Source organism: Rhizorhabdus sp. GW822-FHT03C02 (assembly GCF_058801765.1).
Genome location: NZ_JBXANN010000002.1, coordinates 306,209 through 322,792, shown reverse-complemented (window position 1 = coordinate 322,792; position 16,584 = coordinate 306,209). Strand labels below are relative to the sequence as shown.

The 16,584-nt window shown below is 67.5% G+C and carries 17 protein-coding genes; 7 read left to right on the top strand and 10 right to left on the bottom strand.

All coding sequences use genetic code 11. From position 1 onward, the window contains the following. Nucleotides 1-30: 30 nt before the first annotated feature. Together AC1RM6_RS08620 and AC1RM6_RS08615 are read right to left on the bottom strand one after the other, a co-directional pair. Complete coding sequence (locus tag AC1RM6_RS08620; RefSeq protein ID WP_493100126.1) at nucleotides 31-1,617, bottom strand: lysine--tRNA ligase; 1,587 nt, start codon at nucleotides 1,615-1,617, stop codon at nucleotides 31-33. Between the two features lie 143 nt (nucleotides 1,618-1,760). After that, nucleotides 1,761-2,426, bottom strand: coding sequence for a PEPxxWA-CTERM sorting domain-containing protein (locus AC1RM6_RS08615; RefSeq protein ID WP_493100124.1), 666 nt, complete (start codon nucleotides 2,424-2,426; stop codon nucleotides 1,761-1,763). Nucleotides 2,427-2,572: 146 nt separating this feature from the next. Here AC1RM6_RS08615 and AC1RM6_RS08610 point away from each other — a divergent pair, with 146 nt between their 5' ends. Genes AC1RM6_RS08610 through AC1RM6_RS08600 form a run of 3 tightly spaced genes read left to right on the top strand, consistent with a single transcriptional unit; the run spans nucleotide 2,573 to nucleotide 6,648 of the window. After that, nucleotides 2,573-5,302 carry an ATP-dependent DNA helicase gene (locus AC1RM6_RS08610; RefSeq protein ID WP_493100122.1) on the top strand — a complete coding sequence of 910 codons (2,730 nt, stop codon included), beginning with the start codon at nucleotides 2,573-2,575 and terminating at the stop codon, nucleotides 5,300-5,302. 26 nt (nucleotides 5,303-5,328) lie between these two features. Continuing rightward, nucleotides 5,329-5,871, top strand: coding sequence for a SixA phosphatase family protein (locus tag AC1RM6_RS08605; RefSeq protein WP_493100121.1), 543 nt, complete (start codon nucleotides 5,329-5,331; stop codon nucleotides 5,869-5,871). Nucleotides 5,872-5,886: 15 nt separating this feature from the next. Then, nucleotides 5,887-6,648, top strand: a complete 762-nt coding sequence (locus AC1RM6_RS08600) for an NRDE family protein (protein ID WP_493100119.1) — start codon at nucleotides 5,887-5,889, stop codon at nucleotides 6,646-6,648. Nucleotides 6,649-6,672: 24 nt separating this feature from the next. Here the strand turns inward: AC1RM6_RS08600 and AC1RM6_RS08595 are convergent, their stop codons facing one another. From AC1RM6_RS08595 to rpmF, 5 genes are all read right to left on the bottom strand, one after another. Continuing rightward, nucleotides 6,673-7,092 carry a MerR family transcriptional regulator gene (locus AC1RM6_RS08595; RefSeq protein ID WP_493100117.1) on the bottom strand — a complete coding sequence of 140 codons (420 nt, stop codon included), beginning with the start codon at nucleotides 7,090-7,092 and terminating at the stop codon, nucleotides 6,673-6,675. A gap of 15 nt (nucleotides 7,093-7,107) precedes the next feature. After that, nucleotides 7,108-7,410, bottom strand: coding sequence for an integration host factor subunit alpha (locus AC1RM6_RS08590; protein ID WP_493100115.1), 303 nt, complete (start codon nucleotides 7,408-7,410; stop codon nucleotides 7,108-7,110). 186 nt (nucleotides 7,411-7,596) lie between these two features. After that, a complete protein-coding gene (locus tag AC1RM6_RS08585; protein ID WP_493100113.1) occupies nucleotides 7,597-8,559 on the bottom strand; it encodes a beta-ketoacyl-ACP synthase III in 963 nt (320 codons plus the stop codon). A 38-nt stretch (nucleotides 8,560-8,597) separates the two neighbouring features. Next, nucleotides 8,598-9,647: a phosphate acyltransferase PlsX gene (gene plsX / locus AC1RM6_RS08580; protein ID WP_493100111.1), complete on the bottom strand. Its 1,050-nt coding sequence runs from the start codon at nucleotides 9,645-9,647 to the stop codon at nucleotides 8,598-8,600. 17 nt (nucleotides 9,648-9,664) lie between these two features. Further along, nucleotides 9,665-9,844, bottom strand: a complete 180-nt coding sequence (rpmF, locus tag AC1RM6_RS08575; RefSeq protein WP_493100109.1) for a 50S ribosomal protein L32 — start codon at nucleotides 9,842-9,844, stop codon at nucleotides 9,665-9,667. 233 nt (nucleotides 9,845-10,077) lie between these two features. Between rpmF and AC1RM6_RS08570 the strand changes: the two genes are divergently transcribed. Next, entirely contained in the window at nucleotides 10,078-10,521 is a 444-nt protein-coding gene (locus tag AC1RM6_RS08570) for an MAPEG family protein (protein ID WP_493100107.1), read from the top strand. 120 nt (nucleotides 10,522-10,641) lie between these two features. Here the strand turns inward: AC1RM6_RS08570 and AC1RM6_RS08565 are convergent, their stop codons facing one another. Beyond that, nucleotides 10,642-11,310: an MBL fold metallo-hydrolase gene (locus AC1RM6_RS08565; protein WP_493100105.1), complete on the bottom strand. Its 669-nt coding sequence runs from the start codon at nucleotides 11,308-11,310 to the stop codon at nucleotides 10,642-10,644. 88 nt (nucleotides 11,311-11,398) lie between these two features. Between AC1RM6_RS08565 and pabB the strand changes: the two genes are divergently transcribed. The 3 genes from pabB to msrA all read left to right on the top strand — a co-directional run bounded on the left by pabB (nucleotide 11,399) and on the right by msrA (nucleotide 15,357). Beyond that, complete coding sequence (pabB, locus tag AC1RM6_RS08560) at nucleotides 11,399-13,150, top strand: aminodeoxychorismate synthase component I (RefSeq protein WP_493100103.1); 1,752 nt, start codon at nucleotides 11,399-11,401, stop codon at nucleotides 13,148-13,150. Between the two features lie 128 nt (nucleotides 13,151-13,278). Beyond that, nucleotides 13,279-14,481 carry a pyridoxal phosphate-dependent aminotransferase gene (locus tag AC1RM6_RS08555; RefSeq protein WP_493100101.1) on the top strand — a complete coding sequence of 401 codons (1,203 nt, stop codon included), beginning with the start codon at nucleotides 13,279-13,281 and terminating at the stop codon, nucleotides 14,479-14,481. 141 nt (nucleotides 14,482-14,622) lie between these two features. After that, nucleotides 14,623-15,357, top strand: coding sequence for a peptide-methionine (S)-S-oxide reductase MsrA (msrA, locus tag AC1RM6_RS08550; RefSeq protein ID WP_493100099.1), 735 nt, complete (start codon nucleotides 14,623-14,625; stop codon nucleotides 15,355-15,357). A 4-nt stretch (nucleotides 15,358-15,361) separates the two neighbouring features. Here the strand turns inward: msrA and AC1RM6_RS08545 are convergent, their stop codons facing one another. Together AC1RM6_RS08545 and pdeM are read right to left on the bottom strand one after the other, a co-directional pair. Then, complete coding sequence (locus tag AC1RM6_RS08545; RefSeq protein WP_493100097.1) at nucleotides 15,362-15,793, bottom strand: GFA family protein; 432 nt, start codon at nucleotides 15,791-15,793, stop codon at nucleotides 15,362-15,364. A 16-nt stretch (nucleotides 15,794-15,809) separates the two neighbouring features. Then, complete coding sequence (gene pdeM, locus AC1RM6_RS08540) at nucleotides 15,810-16,472, bottom strand: ligase-associated DNA damage response endonuclease PdeM (RefSeq protein WP_493100095.1); 663 nt, start codon at nucleotides 16,470-16,472, stop codon at nucleotides 15,810-15,812. Nucleotides 16,473-16,584 lie beyond the last annotated feature (112 nt).

The window sequence follows — 16,584 nt, the reverse complement described above, 5'->3', positions numbered from 1 at the left end:
AATGACGAGATTTTGATACGGGAAAGGCCTTCAGCCCAGCGCCTCGGCGATCAGCCGGCGGCTGTTGGCGATTCCGTAGAGCGCGATGAAGCTGCCCATGCGCGGCCCCTGTTCGGCGCCGAGCAGGGTTTCGTAGAGCGCCTTGAACCAGTCGCGCAGCGAGGCGAAGCCATAGGCCTCGTCCTTGCCGATCGCATAGACCTCGTTCTGGATATCCTCGGCCGAGGCATCGGCGGGCATCGCCGCCAGCTTCGCATCGAGCGCGGCTAGCGCGGCGGCCTCGTTCGGTTCGGGGCGGCGGCGCTTGAGCGTCGGCGCGACGAAATCGCGGTGGAAGGCGAGCGCATAGTCGATCAGCCGGTCGAGCTCGGGATATTTCTCGGCCGAGGCCTCGGGCACATAGTTGCTCAGATAGCCCCAGACCTGCTCGCGCGAGGCGTCGCCCATCACCCCGACAAGGTTGAGCAGCAGCCCGAAGGTCACCGGCATCGTTCCCTCGGGCAGCTTGCCCTCATGGACATGGTGGACCGGATTGCCGAGCCGCTGTTCGACCGGCTGGCTGGGATAATTGGCGCGGAACTGCCAATAATCGTCGACCGCGCGCGGGATCAGCCCGAGGTGGAGCGACTTCGCCTTGCGCGGCTCGCGGTAGATGTAGAAGCCGAGGCTCTCGATCGGGCCATAGGTCAGCCATTGCTCGAACGACAGGCCATTGCCCTTCGACTTGGAGATCTTCTCGCCCTTTTCGTCGAGGAACATCTCGTAGTTGAAGCCCTCGGGCGGGCGGCCGCCGAGCACGCGGGCGATCTTGCCCGACTGGATCACCGAATCGATCAGGTCCTTGCCGGCCATTTCATAATCGACGTCGAGCGCGACCCAGCGCATCGCCCAGTCGACCTTCCATTGCAGCTTGGCGCCGCCGCCGAGGATCGACTGCTCGATCGTCTCGCCCTCGTCGACGAAGCGGACGAGCCCGGCCTCGGCGTCGATGACCTCGACCGGCACCTGCAGCACGATCCCGCTCTTCGGCGAGATCGGCAGCACCGGCGAATAGGTCGCGCGGCGCTCGGCGCGCAGGGTCGGCAGCATGATGTCCATGATCGCCTGATAGTTGCGCAGCACGCCGCGCAGCGCGTCGTCGAAGCGGCCCGACCTGTAATAGTCGGTCGAGCTGACGAACTCGTAATCGAAGCCGGCCTGGTCGAGGAAGCGGCGCAGCGTCGCATTGTTGTGGTGCGCGAAGCTGATATCGGTGCCGAATGGATCGGGGACCTTGGTCAGCGGCATGCCGAGATAGTTGGCGAGCATCTCGCGCTCGGGGACATTGTCGGGGACCTTGCGCAGCCCGTCCATATCGTCGCTGAACGCGACCAGCCGGGTCGGGATGTCGGACATCTCCTCGAACGCGCGGCGAACCATCGTCGTGCGCAGCACTTCGTTGAAGGTGCCGATATGCGGCAGGCCCGACGGGCCGTAACCGGTCTCGAACAGGACATGGCCCTTGGCCGGCGGCGCTTTCTCATAGCGCTTGAGCAGCTTGCGCGCCTCCTCATAGGGCCAGGCCTTGGAGACGAGCGCGGCTTCGCGCAGGGCGGCGGGGGTGATCGGTGCGTCCATGATGCCGCCCCTGTAGCGGCAAGCCGACCCGTTTTTAAAGGGCTTTCGCACAATTCGGTGACAGTGCACTTTTAGCAAAGGCTGCCGCTAAAAGTGCACTGTCACCGAATTAAAGAGCGCTTGGCGCCATTACCGGTCAGCGATCAGACTCGCACCGTCTGCGCCGCGACCTTACGTCCATTCGTGCGCAGCGCGGCGCCGACCAGGCCCAGCCCGAGGATCATCATCGCCCAGGTCGCGGGTTCGGGGACCGCGTCGCCATAGAGCGCGAACGAGACGCTGCGGCCCATATAGCTCATCGGCAGGCCCTGCCACACGCCGTCGACCTTGGCGAAGGAGGGATAGGTGGTGAAGCCCGGGCTCGCCGCCCCGGCCTGGGTCATCAGCGTCGCGACCCCAGGCCCGGGCGTCGCGACCAGTGCCCAGCTGCCCGGTTGGAGCACCGCGCTGATCGACACCGAATAGCTGCCGAATCCGCTGCTGCCCGAGGGTATCGTGACCGGCGTGCTGAAGATTTCCTGGTCGGGCAGCCCGCCGCTGGTCAACGAATAGATCGAGAAGGTACCGCTGCCCGATCCCGAAAAGGTGCCGGCGATCGCGGTGAGGTTGAAGATCTCGGTCGTCGTGAACTTGATGCCGGCGGCGTTGATCGTGTGGCCGAAGATCGTCGTGTTGAGCGGCACCGCGACGCAGCCGGTGTCGCAGACGCCGGCGTCGACGATCGCCGCCGCCGAGGCGGGGGCCGCGACCGGCAGCGATGCCGCCAGCCCGAGCGCGGCGAACAGGATATGGAAAAGCCCCAGTTTCATCATGCTTTCCCCCGAAAGCCGCCGGACAAAAATGGCCGGTTTCACCCGATTTTAACCGATCGTACCGGCGGCGTCACCGAAAATTGTGCGACGCGGCGCATGGCGACCGTTCCCCTATCGTTCCACCTCGCCTAAATGGGACGGATATGGCGATCGACCTGCCCTATCACGCGCTCTACGCGACCCATGGCGGCATCTGGATCGCGCGGCAGGTCGACGGGCAAGGCGAGGTGCGTGGCCTGGGTCGCGGCGAGGCCGCGGCGCGCGCCGCCGAGACGCCGATGATCATGCTCAACGCCGCGGTGACCGCGACCCGGCTGGGGGTCGCCGAACTGGCGGGGCTCGACCTGCTCGAACTCTATGCCTTCGTCTATCCGGCGCAGTTCGTGGTGCCGACCCCGGCCGGGCTCGCCCGCGCGCTGGGCATCGAACCGCCGAGGGACGAGGCGCGCGCGGCGATCTTCCTGATCGAGGCGACCCAGGCGCTGCTGGCGCGGATGGAAAGGCCCGACGGCTGGGCCGAACGCAGCGGTGCCTATGACGTCGCCCAGTCGCTCGGCCGGTTGCGCTGGCCCTGGTACAAGGCGGTCGACGCGGTGCTGGCGCGGCCCGAACGCAACGAACGCGGGCTGTTCGCGCGGCTGCCCGAATGGGACGAGGGCGCCGGGCGCCCGCCGCCGCGCAACATCGTGCTCGACGATGCCGATACGATCGAACGGCTGGCGGCGCTGCTCGGCGAGCGCGGCGACAGCCGCGAGGGGCAGCGGCTTTATGCGACCACCGGTGCGCGCGCGTTCGATCCGCGGATCGCCGAGGACCGGCCGAACATGGTGCTCGCCGAGGCCGGGACCGGGATCGGCAAGACGCTCGGCTATCTCGCCCCCGCCTCGCTGTGGGCCGAGCGCGCGGCCGGAACGGTGTGGATATCGACCTATACCAAGGCGCTCCAGCGCCAGCTCGACAAGGAGACCGCGCGGGTGTTCCCCGATCCGGTCGAGCGGCGGGCGCGGGTGGTGGTGCGCAAGGGCCGCGAAAATTATCTGTGCCTGCTGAACCTCGAGGATGCGATCCAGGGCGGATTCCAGAATCGCGCCGCGATCCTGGCGCAACTGGTCGCGCGCTGGGCGATGTACAGCCGCGACGGCGACATGGTCGGCGGCGACATGCCGGGCTGGCTGCCGACCCTGTTCCGCCGGGCGGGATCGACCGCGCTGACCGACCGGCGCGGCGAGTGCGTCTATGCCGGCTGCCCGCATTACCGCAAATGCTTCATCGAACGCGCCGCGCGCGCCTCCGAACAGGCCGACATCGTCATCGCCAACCATGCGCTGGTGATGATCCTGGCGCAGCGCCGCGCCGGCGAGGGCCATCCGCTGGGCCGGATCATCTTCGACGAGGGCCATCATCTGTTCGATGCCGCCGATTCGACCTTCGCGGCGGCGCTGACCGGCCAGGAGGCGATCGAGCTGCGCCGCTGGATCATCGGCCCCGAATCGAAGGCGCGCGGACGCCGGCGCGGGCTTTCGGCGCGGCTGTCCGACGTCGCGAGCTATGACGAGCAGGGTGCGCTCGCGGTCGAGGCGGCGTCGGCGGCGGCCGCCAAGCTGCCGTCGGACGGATGGCTCGGCCGGCTGGGCGAGGATGCGCCGAGCGGCCCGATCGAGGGGCTGCTGGCGGCGGTTCGCGCGGCGGCGCATGCCCGGGCGAGCGCGCAGGACGCCGGCTATGGGCTGGAGACCGACGTCGGCGAGCCCGACCCGCGGCTGATCGAAAGCGCGCAAAGCGCGATCGAGGCGCTCGAGGAGCTGCGCCGGCCGCTCGCCCGGCTGCGCCAGCGGCTGACCGCGGTGATCGAGGAAGGCCCCGACTGGCTCGACGGCCAGGCGCTCGCGCGGATCGAGGGCGCGGTCGCCGGGCTGATGCAGCGCGGCCAGCTGATCGCCGCCTGGGTGGCGATGCTCGCGCGGCTGGGCGGGCCGGTCGATCCCGATTTCGTCGACTGGCTGGCGGTCGACCGGGTCGAGGGGCGCGAATATGATATCGGCCTGCATCGCCATTGGCTCGACCCCGCGCGCCCGCTCGCCGACACCGTGCTCAAGCCCGCGCAGGGGGTGCTGGTGACCTCGGCGACCTTGCGCGACGGCGAGGACTGGACGCTGGCCGATTCGCAGAGCGGCGCCAGCCATATCGACGGGCGGCTCCACCATATCGCGGTGCCCAGCCCGTTCGACTATCCCAACCATGCCGAGGTGCTGATCGTCACCGACCTCAAGCGTGGCGACGTCGCCCAGCTGGGCCAGGCCTATGCCCGGCTGATCGCCGCGGCGCAGGGCGGGACGCTGGGGCTGTTCACCGCGATCTCGCGGCTGCGCGCGGTCCATGCCCGGATCGCCGACCGGCTAGCGCGCGACGGGCTGCCGCTCTACGCCCAGCATGTCGACCCGATCGACACCGGCACGCTGGTCGACATCTTCCGCGACGACCCGCACGCCTCGCTGCTCGGCACCGACGCGCTGCGCGACGGGGTCGACGTGCCCGGCGATTCGCTGCGGCTGGTGGTGATGGAGGGGATTCCCTGGCCGCGGCCGACGGTACTGCACGGCGCGCGGCGGGCGGCCAATGGCGGCAGCGCCTATGACGACCGCATCGTCCGCGCGCGATTGCGCCAGGCGTTCGGCCGGCTGATCCGCGGCGTCGGCGACCGCGGCCAGTTCGTGCTTCTGGGCGCGGCGACCCCGTCGCGGCTGCTCGACGCCTTCCCGGGCGGGGTCGGCGTCCACCGCGTCACCCTCGACGAAGCGGTCGCGCGGATCGCCGCGGGCCGAATTTCCGCGCCGAGTGACTTTTCTCCGTCGCAGCTTTCGGGCATCACCTGAGCGACGGGGTGGAGGATTGCCTGGCAATGAAGACGGTTACATTGCTGCGCCACGCCAAATCGGGCTGGGACGATCCGGTCGCGCGCGACTTCGATCGGCCGCTCAACGCCAAGGGCAAGCGCGCGGCGTTCAGGATCGGCGAATATCTGCGCGCCCAGCATCTCGAATTCGACCATATCGTCGCCTCCCCCGCCGCCCGCGTCGTCGAGACGCTCGAGCAGATCGCCGAGGGGCTGGGCGAGACGATCGCGCCGCAATGGGACAAGCGGGTCTATCTCGCCTCGGCGCCGTCGCTGCTCGACCTGATCCAGGAGAGCAATGACGGCTATGACCATCTGATGATCGCCGGGCATAATCCGGGGCTCGAGGAGCTGGTGCTGATGCTGGTCCCCGACGATCCCGACGATCTGGTGCGCGACGAGATCGAGGAGAAATTTCCGACCGCGAGCCTGGCGCTGATCCGGTTCGAGGTCGATCGCTGGGAGGATGTCGCCCCCAACAAGGGCGCGCTCGCGCAGTTCATCCGCCCGCGCGACCTCGATCCGACGCTCGGTCCCGACCGGGGCTGAGGAAAGCCGACCGCGATGTGCGTCCTTGCGCTGGCCTGGCAGGCGCATCCGCGCTGGCAGCTGATCGTCGCCGGCAATCGCGACGAATATCATGAACGCCCCGCCGCCCCGCTCGCGCGCTGGGACGATCATGACCATCTGCTCGCCGGGCGCGACCTGCGTTCGGGCGGGACCTGGCTGGGGGTGTCCGACGAGGGCCGCTTCACCGTCGTCACCAATTTGCGCGGCCATGGCGATCCCGCGCCCGATCGCCCGTCGCGCGGCGCGCTGGTCACCGACCTGCTGACCGCGTCGGGCGACCATGGCGATCCCGACAGGATCGACGTCGCGGCGTTCAATCCGGTCAACCTGATCCTCATCGATCGCGCCCGGGCGCTGTTCCTGTCGAACCGGCCGCAAGCGGTTCGCACCGCGCTCGCCCCCGGCCTCTATGGCCTGTCGAACGGGCGGCTCGACGAACCCTGGCCCAAGACGATGCGGCTCAAATCGATCCTGCTCGGCTGGATGATGGGTGACGCGACACAGCCCGAGGCGCTGCTGGCGGGGTTGCGCGAAGAGGTCGTGCCCGACATCGGTCTGGGGCCGGCGGTCGCGTCGGACGTGCCGCAGGAACCGCGCGATTCGGCGATCTTCATCCGCGATTCGGTCTACGGCACGCGCTGCAGTTCGGTGGTCGCGATCGACCGCGCGGGCGAAGGCGTCTTCATCGAGCGGCGTTATGATGCCGAGGCGCAGATGGCAGGCGAGACGGTGCTGCGGTTTCGCTGGCCGGTGTGAAGCAGTTCGGGCCGGACCGCGCCTTCAATCCATGTCCGCGGCGAGCGCATCGACCAGCGATTCGCGGATCGCGATCAGTTCGTGGCGGAGCGAAGCGGGCAGCGCGGGGTTGCTGACCACCAGCACCGGCTGGGGTGCGATCGGCTGGCGCGCGGGCGCCGGTTCCACGACCGGATCGGGATCGGGCGCCGGCGCCTTCTGGGTCAGCAGCTTCTGCACGCCCTTGATCGTATAGCCCTGTTCGTTGAGCAGACTGTGGATGCGGCGCACCAAAGCGGCATCGGCCGGGCGGTAATAGCGGCGATTGCCGGCGCGCTGGAGCGGCCGCAGCTGCGGAAAGCGCGTCTCCCAATAGCGCAATATATGCTGGGGGATGCCAAGCTCGTCCGAAAGCTCGCCGATCGTGCGGAATGCGTCTTCCGCCTTGTCACCACCCATCGCCATCGAAATATCTGCGCCTTAACCGCCGGTCACGATCCGATCGCGCAGCATCTGGCTTGCCCGGAAGGTAAGCACGCGACGCGGTGCGATCGGCACCTCAACGCCCGTCTTCGGATTTCGCCCAATCCGTTCGCCCTTTTCGCGCAGGACGAAGCTGCCGAAGCCCGAAATCTTGACGTTCTCGCCCTCGGACAGCGCCTTGCAGATATGTTCGAGCACCTGCTCGACGATGGAGGCCGATTCGGCCCTGGACAGTCCGATCTGCTGATGCACCTGCTCCGACAGATCCGCCCGCGTTAACGTACCGCTGTCCACCGCCATCCCCACTCCCCCGACATGCAAATGAGCACTCGTTACCTTATCGATCTCGCAGGATAAGGCAAAGACCGATTTACAAGGGTTTGAGGGCTTTAGACATCGGCGGGAAACATCGCGGGGCAAAGTTTACAATGTCGCCGCGAGCGGGCGAAAGCGCCGCGCAACTCCATCGGCCGAACCGGCCGGGGCTCAGTAACGGATCGCCGCCGCGCCCCAGGTGAAGCCACCGCCCATCGCCTCGAGCACGAGCAGGTCGCCGCGCTTGATTCGGCCGTCCCTGACCGCGACGTCGAGCGCCAGCGGCACCGACGCCGCCGACGTATTGGCGTGCTGGTCGACCGTCACCACCACCTTGTCGGGGCTGAGGCCGAGCTTGCGCGCGGTCGCGTCGAGAATGCGGCGATTGGCCTGGTGCGGGATCACCCAGTCGATGTCGGCGGCATCGAAGCCACCGAGCGCAGCCACTTCGGTGACGACATTGGCGAGGTTGACCACCGCATGGCGGAACACCTCCTGCCCCTTCATCCGAAGCTTGCCGACGGTGCCGGTGGTCGAGGGACCGCCATCGACATAGAGGAGTTGGTTGTGGCGGCCATCGGCATGGAGCTTGGTCGCGAGCACGCCGCGATCGCCGTCCTCGGCGCGCAGCACGACGGCGCCGGCGCCGTCGCCGAACAGCACGCAGGTGGTGCGGTCTTCCCAGTCCATGATCCGGCTGAAGGTTTCCGAACCGATCACCAGCGCGGTGTCGGCGGTGCCGGCGCGGATCATGCTTTCGGCAACCGACAGCGCGTAGAGAAAGCCCGAGCAGACCGCCTGGACGTCGAAGGCGACGCAGTCGTCGATGCCGAGCGCCGCCTGGACCTTGGTCGCGGTCGACGGAAAGGTCTGGTCGGGGGTGGCGGTGCCGAGCACGATCAGACCGACCTCGGAAGCGTCGATGCCGGCAGCCTCGAGCGCCCGGCGCGACGCGTCGATCGCCAGCGACCCGGTGGTCTCGTCGGGATCGGCGATGTGGCGCGCCTTGATGCCGGTGCGCTCGACGATCCATTCGTCCGAGGTCTCGATGCCGAAACGCGCCGCAAGCTCGCCGTTGGAGACACGGGTGCGGGGAAGAGCGGATCCGGTCCCGGCAATGACGGCGCTTCGCATCTTCTCTCCCAGATATTTTTTTGTCGCGTCCGCGGCGATCACGCTGCTTCTTCGGGCAGGTCGGTGCGACTGCGGAAGCTTTCGAGATCTTCGGTGATGCGGCGGGTGATGTCGTCGCGCGCGATCTTGACCGCGACGTCGATGGCGTTGGCGGTGCCGCGCGGATCGGCGCTTCCATGGCTCTTCACGACGAGGCCGTTGAGCCCGAGGAATACCGCGCCATTATGGTTGTTCGGATCGAGATGGCCGCCGAGCAGGGTGAAAGCCGGGCGCGACAGCAGGAAACCCGCTTTCGACCGCAGCGAACTCGAAAAGGCACGCTTGAGCAGGTCGGTGATGAAGCGCGCGGTGCCCTCGATCGATTTCAGGGCGATGTTGCCCGAGAAACCGTCGGAGACGACCACGTCGACCTCGCCGCGGCCGAGCCGGTCGGCCTCGACGAATCCTTCGAACTTCCACTGGCCGCTGGTCTGGGCGCGCAGCATCGCCGCGGCTTCCTTGAGCTCGCCGGTGCCCTTGAGTTCCTCGGTGCCGATGTTGAGCAGCCGAACCCGCGGGCAGGCGACGCCGACCGCGAGCCGCGAATAGGCAGCGCCCATCACCGCGAACTCGACGAGGTTGCGCGAGTCGCAGTCGGTGTTGGCGCCGAGATCGAGCATCACCACGTCATTGTCGCCGAGCGTCGGCAACAAGGCGGCCAGCGCCGGGCGATCGATGCCGTGCATCGTCCGCAGCGTCAGCTTGGCCATCGCCATCAGCGCGCCGGTGTTGCCCGCCGACAGCGTCGCCTGCGCCTCGCCGTCTTTCACGGCCAGGATCGCACGCCCCATCGACGTGGTCTTGGTGCGGCGAATCGCCTGGCTGGGCTTGTCGTCGCCGGTCACCACCTCGTCGCAATGGACGATCGGGCAATCGGCGAGCGCCGGATGCTTCGCCGCCTCGGCGCGCACCTGGCCCTCGTCACCGAAGAAGATGAACGAAATCGACGGGTCGCGACCACGCGCTATCGCCGCGCCCGCAACCATCGTCGCCGGCCCTATGTCACCGCCCATCGCATCAATGGCGATTCGCGGCCCCTGCCCCGTCATCATGTCTTCAGGCCCGATCAGGCCTCGACGGAGACGATCTCGCGGCCGTTATAATGGCCACAGGCGTTGCACAGATTGTGCGGACGCTTCAGTTCGCCGCAATTCGGGCATTCCTGGAACGATTCCACCGCCAGTGCATGGTGGCTGCGGCGCATGTTGCGCTTCGAGGGCGAGGTTTTTCTTTTGGGGACGGCCATGTCGGCACCTGTTCCTGTACAATAAATAAAGCGACGAGTTCCCCGTCACCATGTGCCGACGGCCTATCTGGCCGCGGACCATAGCGGCCGGGGCTCGTCGCGAGCGGGGCCGTCCTATAGCGATTTTGCTCCGCGTTGCAAGTATGGCCTCAGCCTGTAGGTTGGCCGCCACGACCAAAAGCCGCGCCGCCGCCCGCCGACGGGAGGGCGCGCCGCAACCAACGGGGAACGAGATGATCCTGCCTGTGACGCTCACGATTGCCGGCGCCGCCGCCATCGTCAATTTCTGGCTCGCGACCCGGGTGGCCGCGCTCCGGGTCAAGGGCAAGGTGCTGATCGGCGACGGCGGCAATCCGCGGATGCTCGCGCGCATGCGCGCGCATGCAAACTTCGTCGAATATACGCCGTTCGTGCTGATCCTGATCGCGCTGATCGAGCTGGCGCAGGGCACCAGCACCTGGCTGTGGGGCGCGGGCATCCTCTATATCCTCGCCCGGATCGCCCATCCGTTCGGGCTCGAGCGCGGCGACGCCAATGCGCTGCGCGCCGCCGGTATCCTGGTGACCTTCGTCGTCCTGCTCGGCCTCGCCGGCTATGCGCTGAGCATTCCCTATGTGACCAAGAACGGCACGATCACCACGGTGACGAGCGACTCGCTGGCGGCGCCGGCGAGATAGGCAAAAAAGCTCCGGGAGGGGCTTACCCCTTTTCCGTTCGTGTCGAGCGTAGTCGAGACACGCTCCACCAGCGCGGGGTGTCTCGACTACGCTCGACACGAACGGATCGGATAGGTGAGTTCAGCTCAGCACCGAGTCGGCGACGAAGCCGTTGGTCTGCCGCTCGCGGCCGAAGGTCGACATCGCGCCATGGCCGGGAACGAAGGCGGTCTGGTTGCCGAGCGGCCAGAGACGCAGGGTGATCGAATCGATCAGTTGCTGATGGTTACCGCGCGGGAAATCGGTGCGGCCGATCGATCCCTGGAAGATGACGTCTCCGACCAGCGCGACCTGCGATTCGGGCTGGTGGAAGACGATATGGCCGGGAGTGTGCCCCGGGCAGTGGACGACGTCGAACGCCAGTTCGCCGACGGTCACCCGGTCGCCCTGTTCGAGCCAGCGATCGGGTTCGAACGGCCGGCCCTCGATCCCATAGGCGCGGCCATCCTCTTCGAGCCGTTCGATCAGGAACAGATCGTCGCGATGCGGCCCCTCGATCGGCACACCGAGCCGTTCGGCGAGGATCCCCGCGGCGCCGCAATGGTCGATATGGCCATGGGTGACGAGCAGCTTCTCGATCGTCACGCCATGCTGGCGGGCGACGCCAACCAACTTGTCGAGCTCGCCGCCGGCATCGACGAAGGCGCCCTTCATCGTCTTCGTGCACCACAACAGAGTGCAATTCTGCTGGAGCGCGGTCACGGGGACGATCACCGCCTGCATCGGCGGGGTGGGCTTGGCGTCGGTCATCCGCCGGAGATGAGCAAAAGCGCGCCGACATTCAAGCGAATGACGCTTTCGCCTTGAGTATCGCGCACGCGGGTAGCATCGCGCGGCGATGATCGATGGATCGGCCCCCTTCGTGCTGCTCGACGATGCCCGTCCCGGCGGGCGGGGCGCGACGCTCTATGCGCGGCCGGTCGAGACGATCCGGGTCGACGACCCCGTCGATGTCCCCGTCGCATTCGAGCGGATCCGCCGGGCCACCCGCGACGGCCTGCACGCCGCGGGGCTGATCGCGTTCGAGGCCGGGCATGCGATCGAGCCGGCGCTCGCCGATCTCGCGCACCCGCAGAAGCGGCTGCTGTGGTTCGGGCTGTTCGCCGACGTCGAGACGATCGCCGCTGCCGATGTCCCGACGCTGCTGCCTTCGCCGGCCGCGGCCTGGGCGGGGGCCCCCGAACCGCGGATCGACCGGCTGCGCTATGACGCCGCCTTCGCGCGGGTCCAGGCCGCGATCGCCGCCGGCGACATCTACCAGGCCAATCTGACCTTCCCGGCATCGGTGCCGTTCGCCGGCCATCCGCTCGCGCTCTACGCCCGGCTGCGCGCCACCGCGCGCGCCGGCTGGGGCGGGATCGTCTTCGACGGCGACGACTGGCTGCTGAGTCTGTCGCCCGAGCTGTTCTTCACGCTGAAGGACGGCGCGCTGGCGGCGCGCCCGATGAAGGGCACCGCGATTCGCCATGCCGATCCCGCGACCGATGCCGCGGCGATCGAACGGCTGCGCCACGATCCCAAGCAGCGCGCCGAGAATCTGATGATCGTCGACCTGCTGCGCAACGATCTGGCGCGGGTCGCCGCGGCCGGGAGCGTCGAGGTGCCCGACCTGTTCACGATCGAGAGCTTCCCAACAATCCACCAGATGACGTCTGGGGTGACCGCGCGGCTGCGGCCCGGGCTCGACGCGGTCGACGCGCTGGCGGCGCTGTTCCCGTGCGGATCGATCACCGGCGCGCCCAAGATCCAGGCGACCCGCATTCTCGACGCGGTCGAAGCCGGCCCGCGTGCCGCCTATACCGGATCGATCGGCGCGATAAATTGTAACGGGGATGCAACTTTCAACGTCGCCATCCGTAGCTTGGCGATCGCGAGGGGTGAAAAAACCGCCATGATTGGGCTAGGGTCTGGAATAGTTGCCGATTCGGTTCGGGACGACGAGTGGCGCGAATGTCTCGCCAAGGGGGGGTTTGTAGCGATGTCGGGGCGACCCTTCGACCTGATCGAGACGATGCACTTCGATGCCGACGAGGGATTTATCGACCTCGACCGGCATCTTGCCCGAATGAAGGCAAGCGCGCTCGAACTGGGTTTCACCTTCAACCGGCACGATTGCCGCAACGACCTGCAGGCGGCGACCTTCCGCCTGCGCGACAGTGCGCGGATTCGGCTGCTGCTGTCGCGCAGCGGCGCGCTGGCGATCGAGGTCCGACCGCTGCCCGAGCCACAGGCGGGCCCGGTGACGGTCAAGCTGGCGCCGCTGCCGGTGCCGCGCGACGATATCCGCCTGCGCCACAAGACCAGCGACCGCGCCTTCCTCGACGATGCCCGCGCCGCCGCCGGGACCTTCGAGGTCGCGTTCGTCGACGATGACGGCTTCCTCACCGAGGGCAGCTTCACCAACGTCTTCGTCGAGAAGGAGGGACGGCTGGTCACCCCGCTGCTCGGCTGCCTGATGCCGGGCGTGCTGCGCAGCCGGCTGATCGACGAAGGCAAGGCGATCGAGGGCGATCTGCGGCCCGAGGATCTGGGCGGCGGCTTCTTCGTCGGCAATGCGCTACGCGGTCTAATGGCGGCGCGGCTCGCCTGAGCGCGCGCCATATCGATTTTAGCCCGCGACAAAGCAAAGCTGTGGTTGCCGCATCGGCGGACGGACGTTTATAGCGCGCGCGTTTCCTCCCGGTCCTGTCGGGCCCCTCCGGTCACGAAAGCGCAAAAATGAGCCTCATCTCCTCGGCCCTCAACCGCATCTCGCCGTCGCCGACGCTCGCCATGACGAGCCGGGTGCTCGAGCTGACCGCAAAGGGCGTCGACGTGATCGGGCTGTCCGCCGGCGAGCCCGACTTTCCGACCCCCGACCATGTCAAGCAGGCGGCGATCGACGCGATCAACGCCAACCAGACCAAATATACCAATGTCGACGGCACCGCCGCGCTGAAGGCCGCGATCGCCGCCAAGTTCAAGCGCGACAACGGCCTGACCTACGAAGCGTCGCAGATCAGCGTCAATGTCGGCGGCAAGCACACCTTGTTCAACGCGCTGGTCGCGACGGTCGAAGCCGGCGACGAGGTGATCATCCCGGCGCCTTACTGGGTGAGCTATCCCGACATCGTCCAATATGCCGGCGGCACCCCGGTGTTCATCCGCGCGGGCGCCGACCAGCTCTACAAGATCACCCCCGAGCAGGTCGAAGCCGCGATCACCCCGCAGACCAAGTGGATCCTGCTCAACTCGCCGTCGAACCCGTCGGGCGCGGCCTATTCGGCCGACGAGCTGAAGGCGATCGCCGAGGTGCTGCGCCGCCATCCGCATGTCTGGATCATGGCCGACGATATGTACGAGCATATCGTCTATGACGGATTCAAGTTCGCGACGATCGCCGAGGTCGCCCCCGACCTCTACGAGCGCACGCTGACGATCAACGGCTGTTCGAAGGCCTATTCGATGACCGGCTGGCGGATCGGCTTCGCTGGCGGCCCGACCCCGATCATCAAGGCGATGGCCAAACTCCAGTCGCAGTCGACCTCGAATCCCTGCTCGATCGCGCAGGCGGCGGCGGTGGCGGCGCTCAACGGTTCGCAGGAGCATCTCAAGGACCGCAACATCGCCTTCCAGAAGCGCCGCGACCTGGTCGTGTCGATGCTCAATCAGGTCAACGGCATCCACTGCCCGCGGCCCGAGGGTGCCTTCTACGTCTATCCCGACGTGTCGGGGCTGATCGGCAAGGCGACGCCGGCGGGCAAGACGATCGAGACCGACGCCGACCTGATCGACTATTTCCTCGACGACGCCCGAGTCGCGGCGGTCCATGGCGGCGCCTTCGGGCTCGAGCCGGCGTTCCGGGTGAGCTATGCGACCTCGGAAGAGATCCTCACCAAAGCTTGCGAGCGTATCCAGACGGCGGCGGCGGCGCTCCGCTAAGCATCTGAAAATCATCGCGCTTTACCGCTGCAGCCTTGTGCTGCGGCGGAGGCGGCCCATATCCTACCGCAATAAGTCGTCGACATGACGCATTTTACTGTGGCAGATTGGTCACACGATGAAAAAAAGGATGCCCATTTGATGGACGCTCCGCGCCGGCCGATCGCAGCCGGTTTGCTCGCCGGTCTGCTGCTGCTCGGTGCCGCCGGCACCATGGCCACCCGCAGCCCTGCCATTGCTCCCGCCCCACGCGTCGATGCCGGCCCGATCGTCAAGGTTCCCGCCGCCACGATCGATCCCGCCGATCCCGCCGCCAAGGCCAGCGCCGTGTTCGCCGGCGGATGCTTCTGGGGCGTGCAAGGCGTGTTCCAGCATGTGAACGGCGTCTCGGCAGCGGTATCGGGCTATTCGGGCGGTGCGCAGAGCAGCGCAGAATATGAGACGGTCGGCAGCGGCACCACCGGCCATGCCGAATCGGTCAAGGTCACCTATGATCCGCGGGTGGTGAGCTATGGCACGCTGCTGCGCATCTTCTTCGCGGTGGTCGCGGACCCGACGACGCTCAACCGCCAGGGTCCCGATCGCGGCACCCAATATCGCACAGCGATCTTCCCGACGACCCCGGCGCAGAAGCAGACCGCCCAGGCCTATATCGCCCAGCTGTCGGCATCGAAGCTGTGGAAGGCGCCGATCGTAACCAAGGTCGAGGCGTATAAGGGCTTCTTCCCGGCCGAGAAATATCATCAGGACTTCCTGACCCGGCAGCCCGATTATCCCTATATCGTCTATAACGACCTGCCCAAGGTCGAGGCGCTGCGGGTCGCCTTTCCCCAGCATTTCCGGAACAAGCCGGTCACGGTCTACCCGGTAGGATAAGCGCTCAGCTACGCCCGGCGACCCCGGCGGCGAACTGCTCGGGGGTCGGACTTTCGGGCCAATTCGCCACGCCGTCGGGCAGGGTCAGCCAGGGCTGTTTGCGCCGGGTCCAGATATGCGCCATCGGCTCGACCCGGTCGCTGGCATCGAGCGTGCCGACGCGCAGCACCACCATGCCGGGGATCGCCTTGCTATAGTTGAACAGCCTCGTGTGGCAGCGCTCGCAGCCATGGTGACGTCCCGTGCCCTCATGCGCATAAGCGAACAGCGCGCCATCGACCGCGAACAAGCCCTCGGGCACGAAGGCATGGAGCGCGAAGGCGCTACCGCTCCACGTCTGGCAATAGAGGCAATGGCAGGCATAGACCGGCGGCATCGCCTCGACCGCCAGGCTGTAGCGCACCTCGCCGCAGCGGCAGCCGCCTTCGATCGTCATCGGATGGTCCCTTCAATTACGCCGCGAGCGGAAAGTTGAGCAGACGCTGTTCGACCGGCACCAGCGCGCGCGCGTCGCGGCCGACCGCCTTCAGGATCGCCGGATCGGCGGCGTCCATTCCGCCGGTGAGCGTACCGAACGCCGGCAGGATCAGCTTCGAGCGGCCGGCGACGAAACAGGGTCGCGATACCCGTCGGCCCCGCACCGTCAGTTGCAGCTTGGGGTGATAATGGCCCGAAATCTCGGGCCGCGGATCGGCGGCATCGGCCTCGTGCCGCAGCGTCACCCCGCCCAGATCGACCTCGCCAGCGACCCGACCACCGAACGGGTCGCCGATCTCGCGGTCATGGTTGCCGACGATCCACACCCAGTCGACCGCCGCGGTCAGCCGCAGCAGCAGCGCGCGTGCGCCATCCTCGAGCCGGGCAACCCCGCCGCGGTCGTGAAAACTGTCACCGAGGCAATAGATCGTCCGCGCTCCGGTCTTCGCCACCAATGCCTCGATCCGCCGCAGCGTCTCGATCGAATCATAGGGCGGCAGCATCTGTCCGCGCGCCGCATAGCTCGATGCCTTTTCGAGGTGGAGATCGGCGAGCAGCAGCGCGCCATGAGCGGGCGCGAACGCCGCCCCCTCGGCCAGCGCCACCAGTTCGAGCGAGCAGAACGAAAAGGGAACCATGGCCCAGCTATAGCGCGGCCATATCATCAGGCAAGCGATGCTTCACGCCGCATGCCCCGTGGCGATGGACGGCCCCGGCAGGCTTGATTAGGGATCTGGGTTCGGGAGGCGG

Bases quoted from the DNA above. Each gene is read 5' to 3' on its own strand.
- AC1RM6_RS08620 (WP_493100126.1), bottom strand. From the start codon at position 1,617: ATGGACGCACCGATCACCCCCGCCGCCCTGCGCGAAGCCGCGCTCGTC.
- AC1RM6_RS08615 (WP_493100124.1), bottom strand. From the start codon at position 2,426: ATGAAACTGGGGCTTTTCCATATCCTGTTCGCCGCGCTCGGGCTGGCG.
- AC1RM6_RS08610 (WP_493100122.1), top strand. From the start codon at position 2,573: ATGGCGATCGACCTGCCCTATCACGCGCTCTACGCGACCCATGGCGGC.
- AC1RM6_RS08605 (WP_493100121.1), top strand. From the start codon at position 5,329: ATGAAGACGGTTACATTGCTGCGCCACGCCAAATCGGGCTGGGACGAT.
- AC1RM6_RS08600 (WP_493100119.1), top strand. From the start codon at position 5,887: ATGTGCGTCCTTGCGCTGGCCTGGCAGGCGCATCCGCGCTGGCAGCTG.
- AC1RM6_RS08595 (WP_493100117.1), bottom strand. From the start codon at position 7,092: ATGGCGATGGGTGGTGACAAGGCGGAAGACGCATTCCGCACGATCGGC.
- AC1RM6_RS08590 (WP_493100115.1), bottom strand. From the start codon at position 7,410: ATGGCGGTGGACAGCGGTACGTTAACGCGGGCGGATCTGTCGGAGCAG.
- AC1RM6_RS08585 (WP_493100113.1), bottom strand. From the start codon at position 8,559: ATGCGAAGCGCCGTCATTGCCGGGACCGGATCCGCTCTTCCCCGCACC.
- plsX (WP_493100111.1), bottom strand. From the start codon at position 9,647: ATGACGGGGCAGGGGCCGCGAATCGCCATTGATGCGATGGGCGGTGAC.
- rpmF (WP_493100109.1), bottom strand. From the start codon at position 9,844: ATGGCCGTCCCCAAAAGAAAAACCTCGCCCTCGAAGCGCAACATGCGC.
- AC1RM6_RS08570 (WP_493100107.1), top strand. From the start codon at position 10,078: ATGATCCTGCCTGTGACGCTCACGATTGCCGGCGCCGCCGCCATCGTC.
- AC1RM6_RS08565 (WP_493100105.1), bottom strand. From the start codon at position 11,310: ATGACCGACGCCAAGCCCACCCCGCCGATGCAGGCGGTGATCGTCCCC.
- pabB (WP_493100103.1), top strand. From the start codon at position 11,399: ATGATCGATGGATCGGCCCCCTTCGTGCTGCTCGACGATGCCCGTCCC.
- AC1RM6_RS08555 (WP_493100101.1), top strand. From the start codon at position 13,279: ATGAGCCTCATCTCCTCGGCCCTCAACCGCATCTCGCCGTCGCCGACG.
- msrA (WP_493100099.1), top strand. From the start codon at position 14,623: ATGGACGCTCCGCGCCGGCCGATCGCAGCCGGTTTGCTCGCCGGTCTG.
- AC1RM6_RS08545 (WP_493100097.1), bottom strand. From the start codon at position 15,793: ATGACGATCGAAGGCGGCTGCCGCTGCGGCGAGGTGCGCTACAGCCTG.
- pdeM (WP_493100095.1), bottom strand. From the start codon at position 16,472: ATGGTTCCCTTTTCGTTCTGCTCGCTCGAACTGGTGGCGCTGGCCGAG.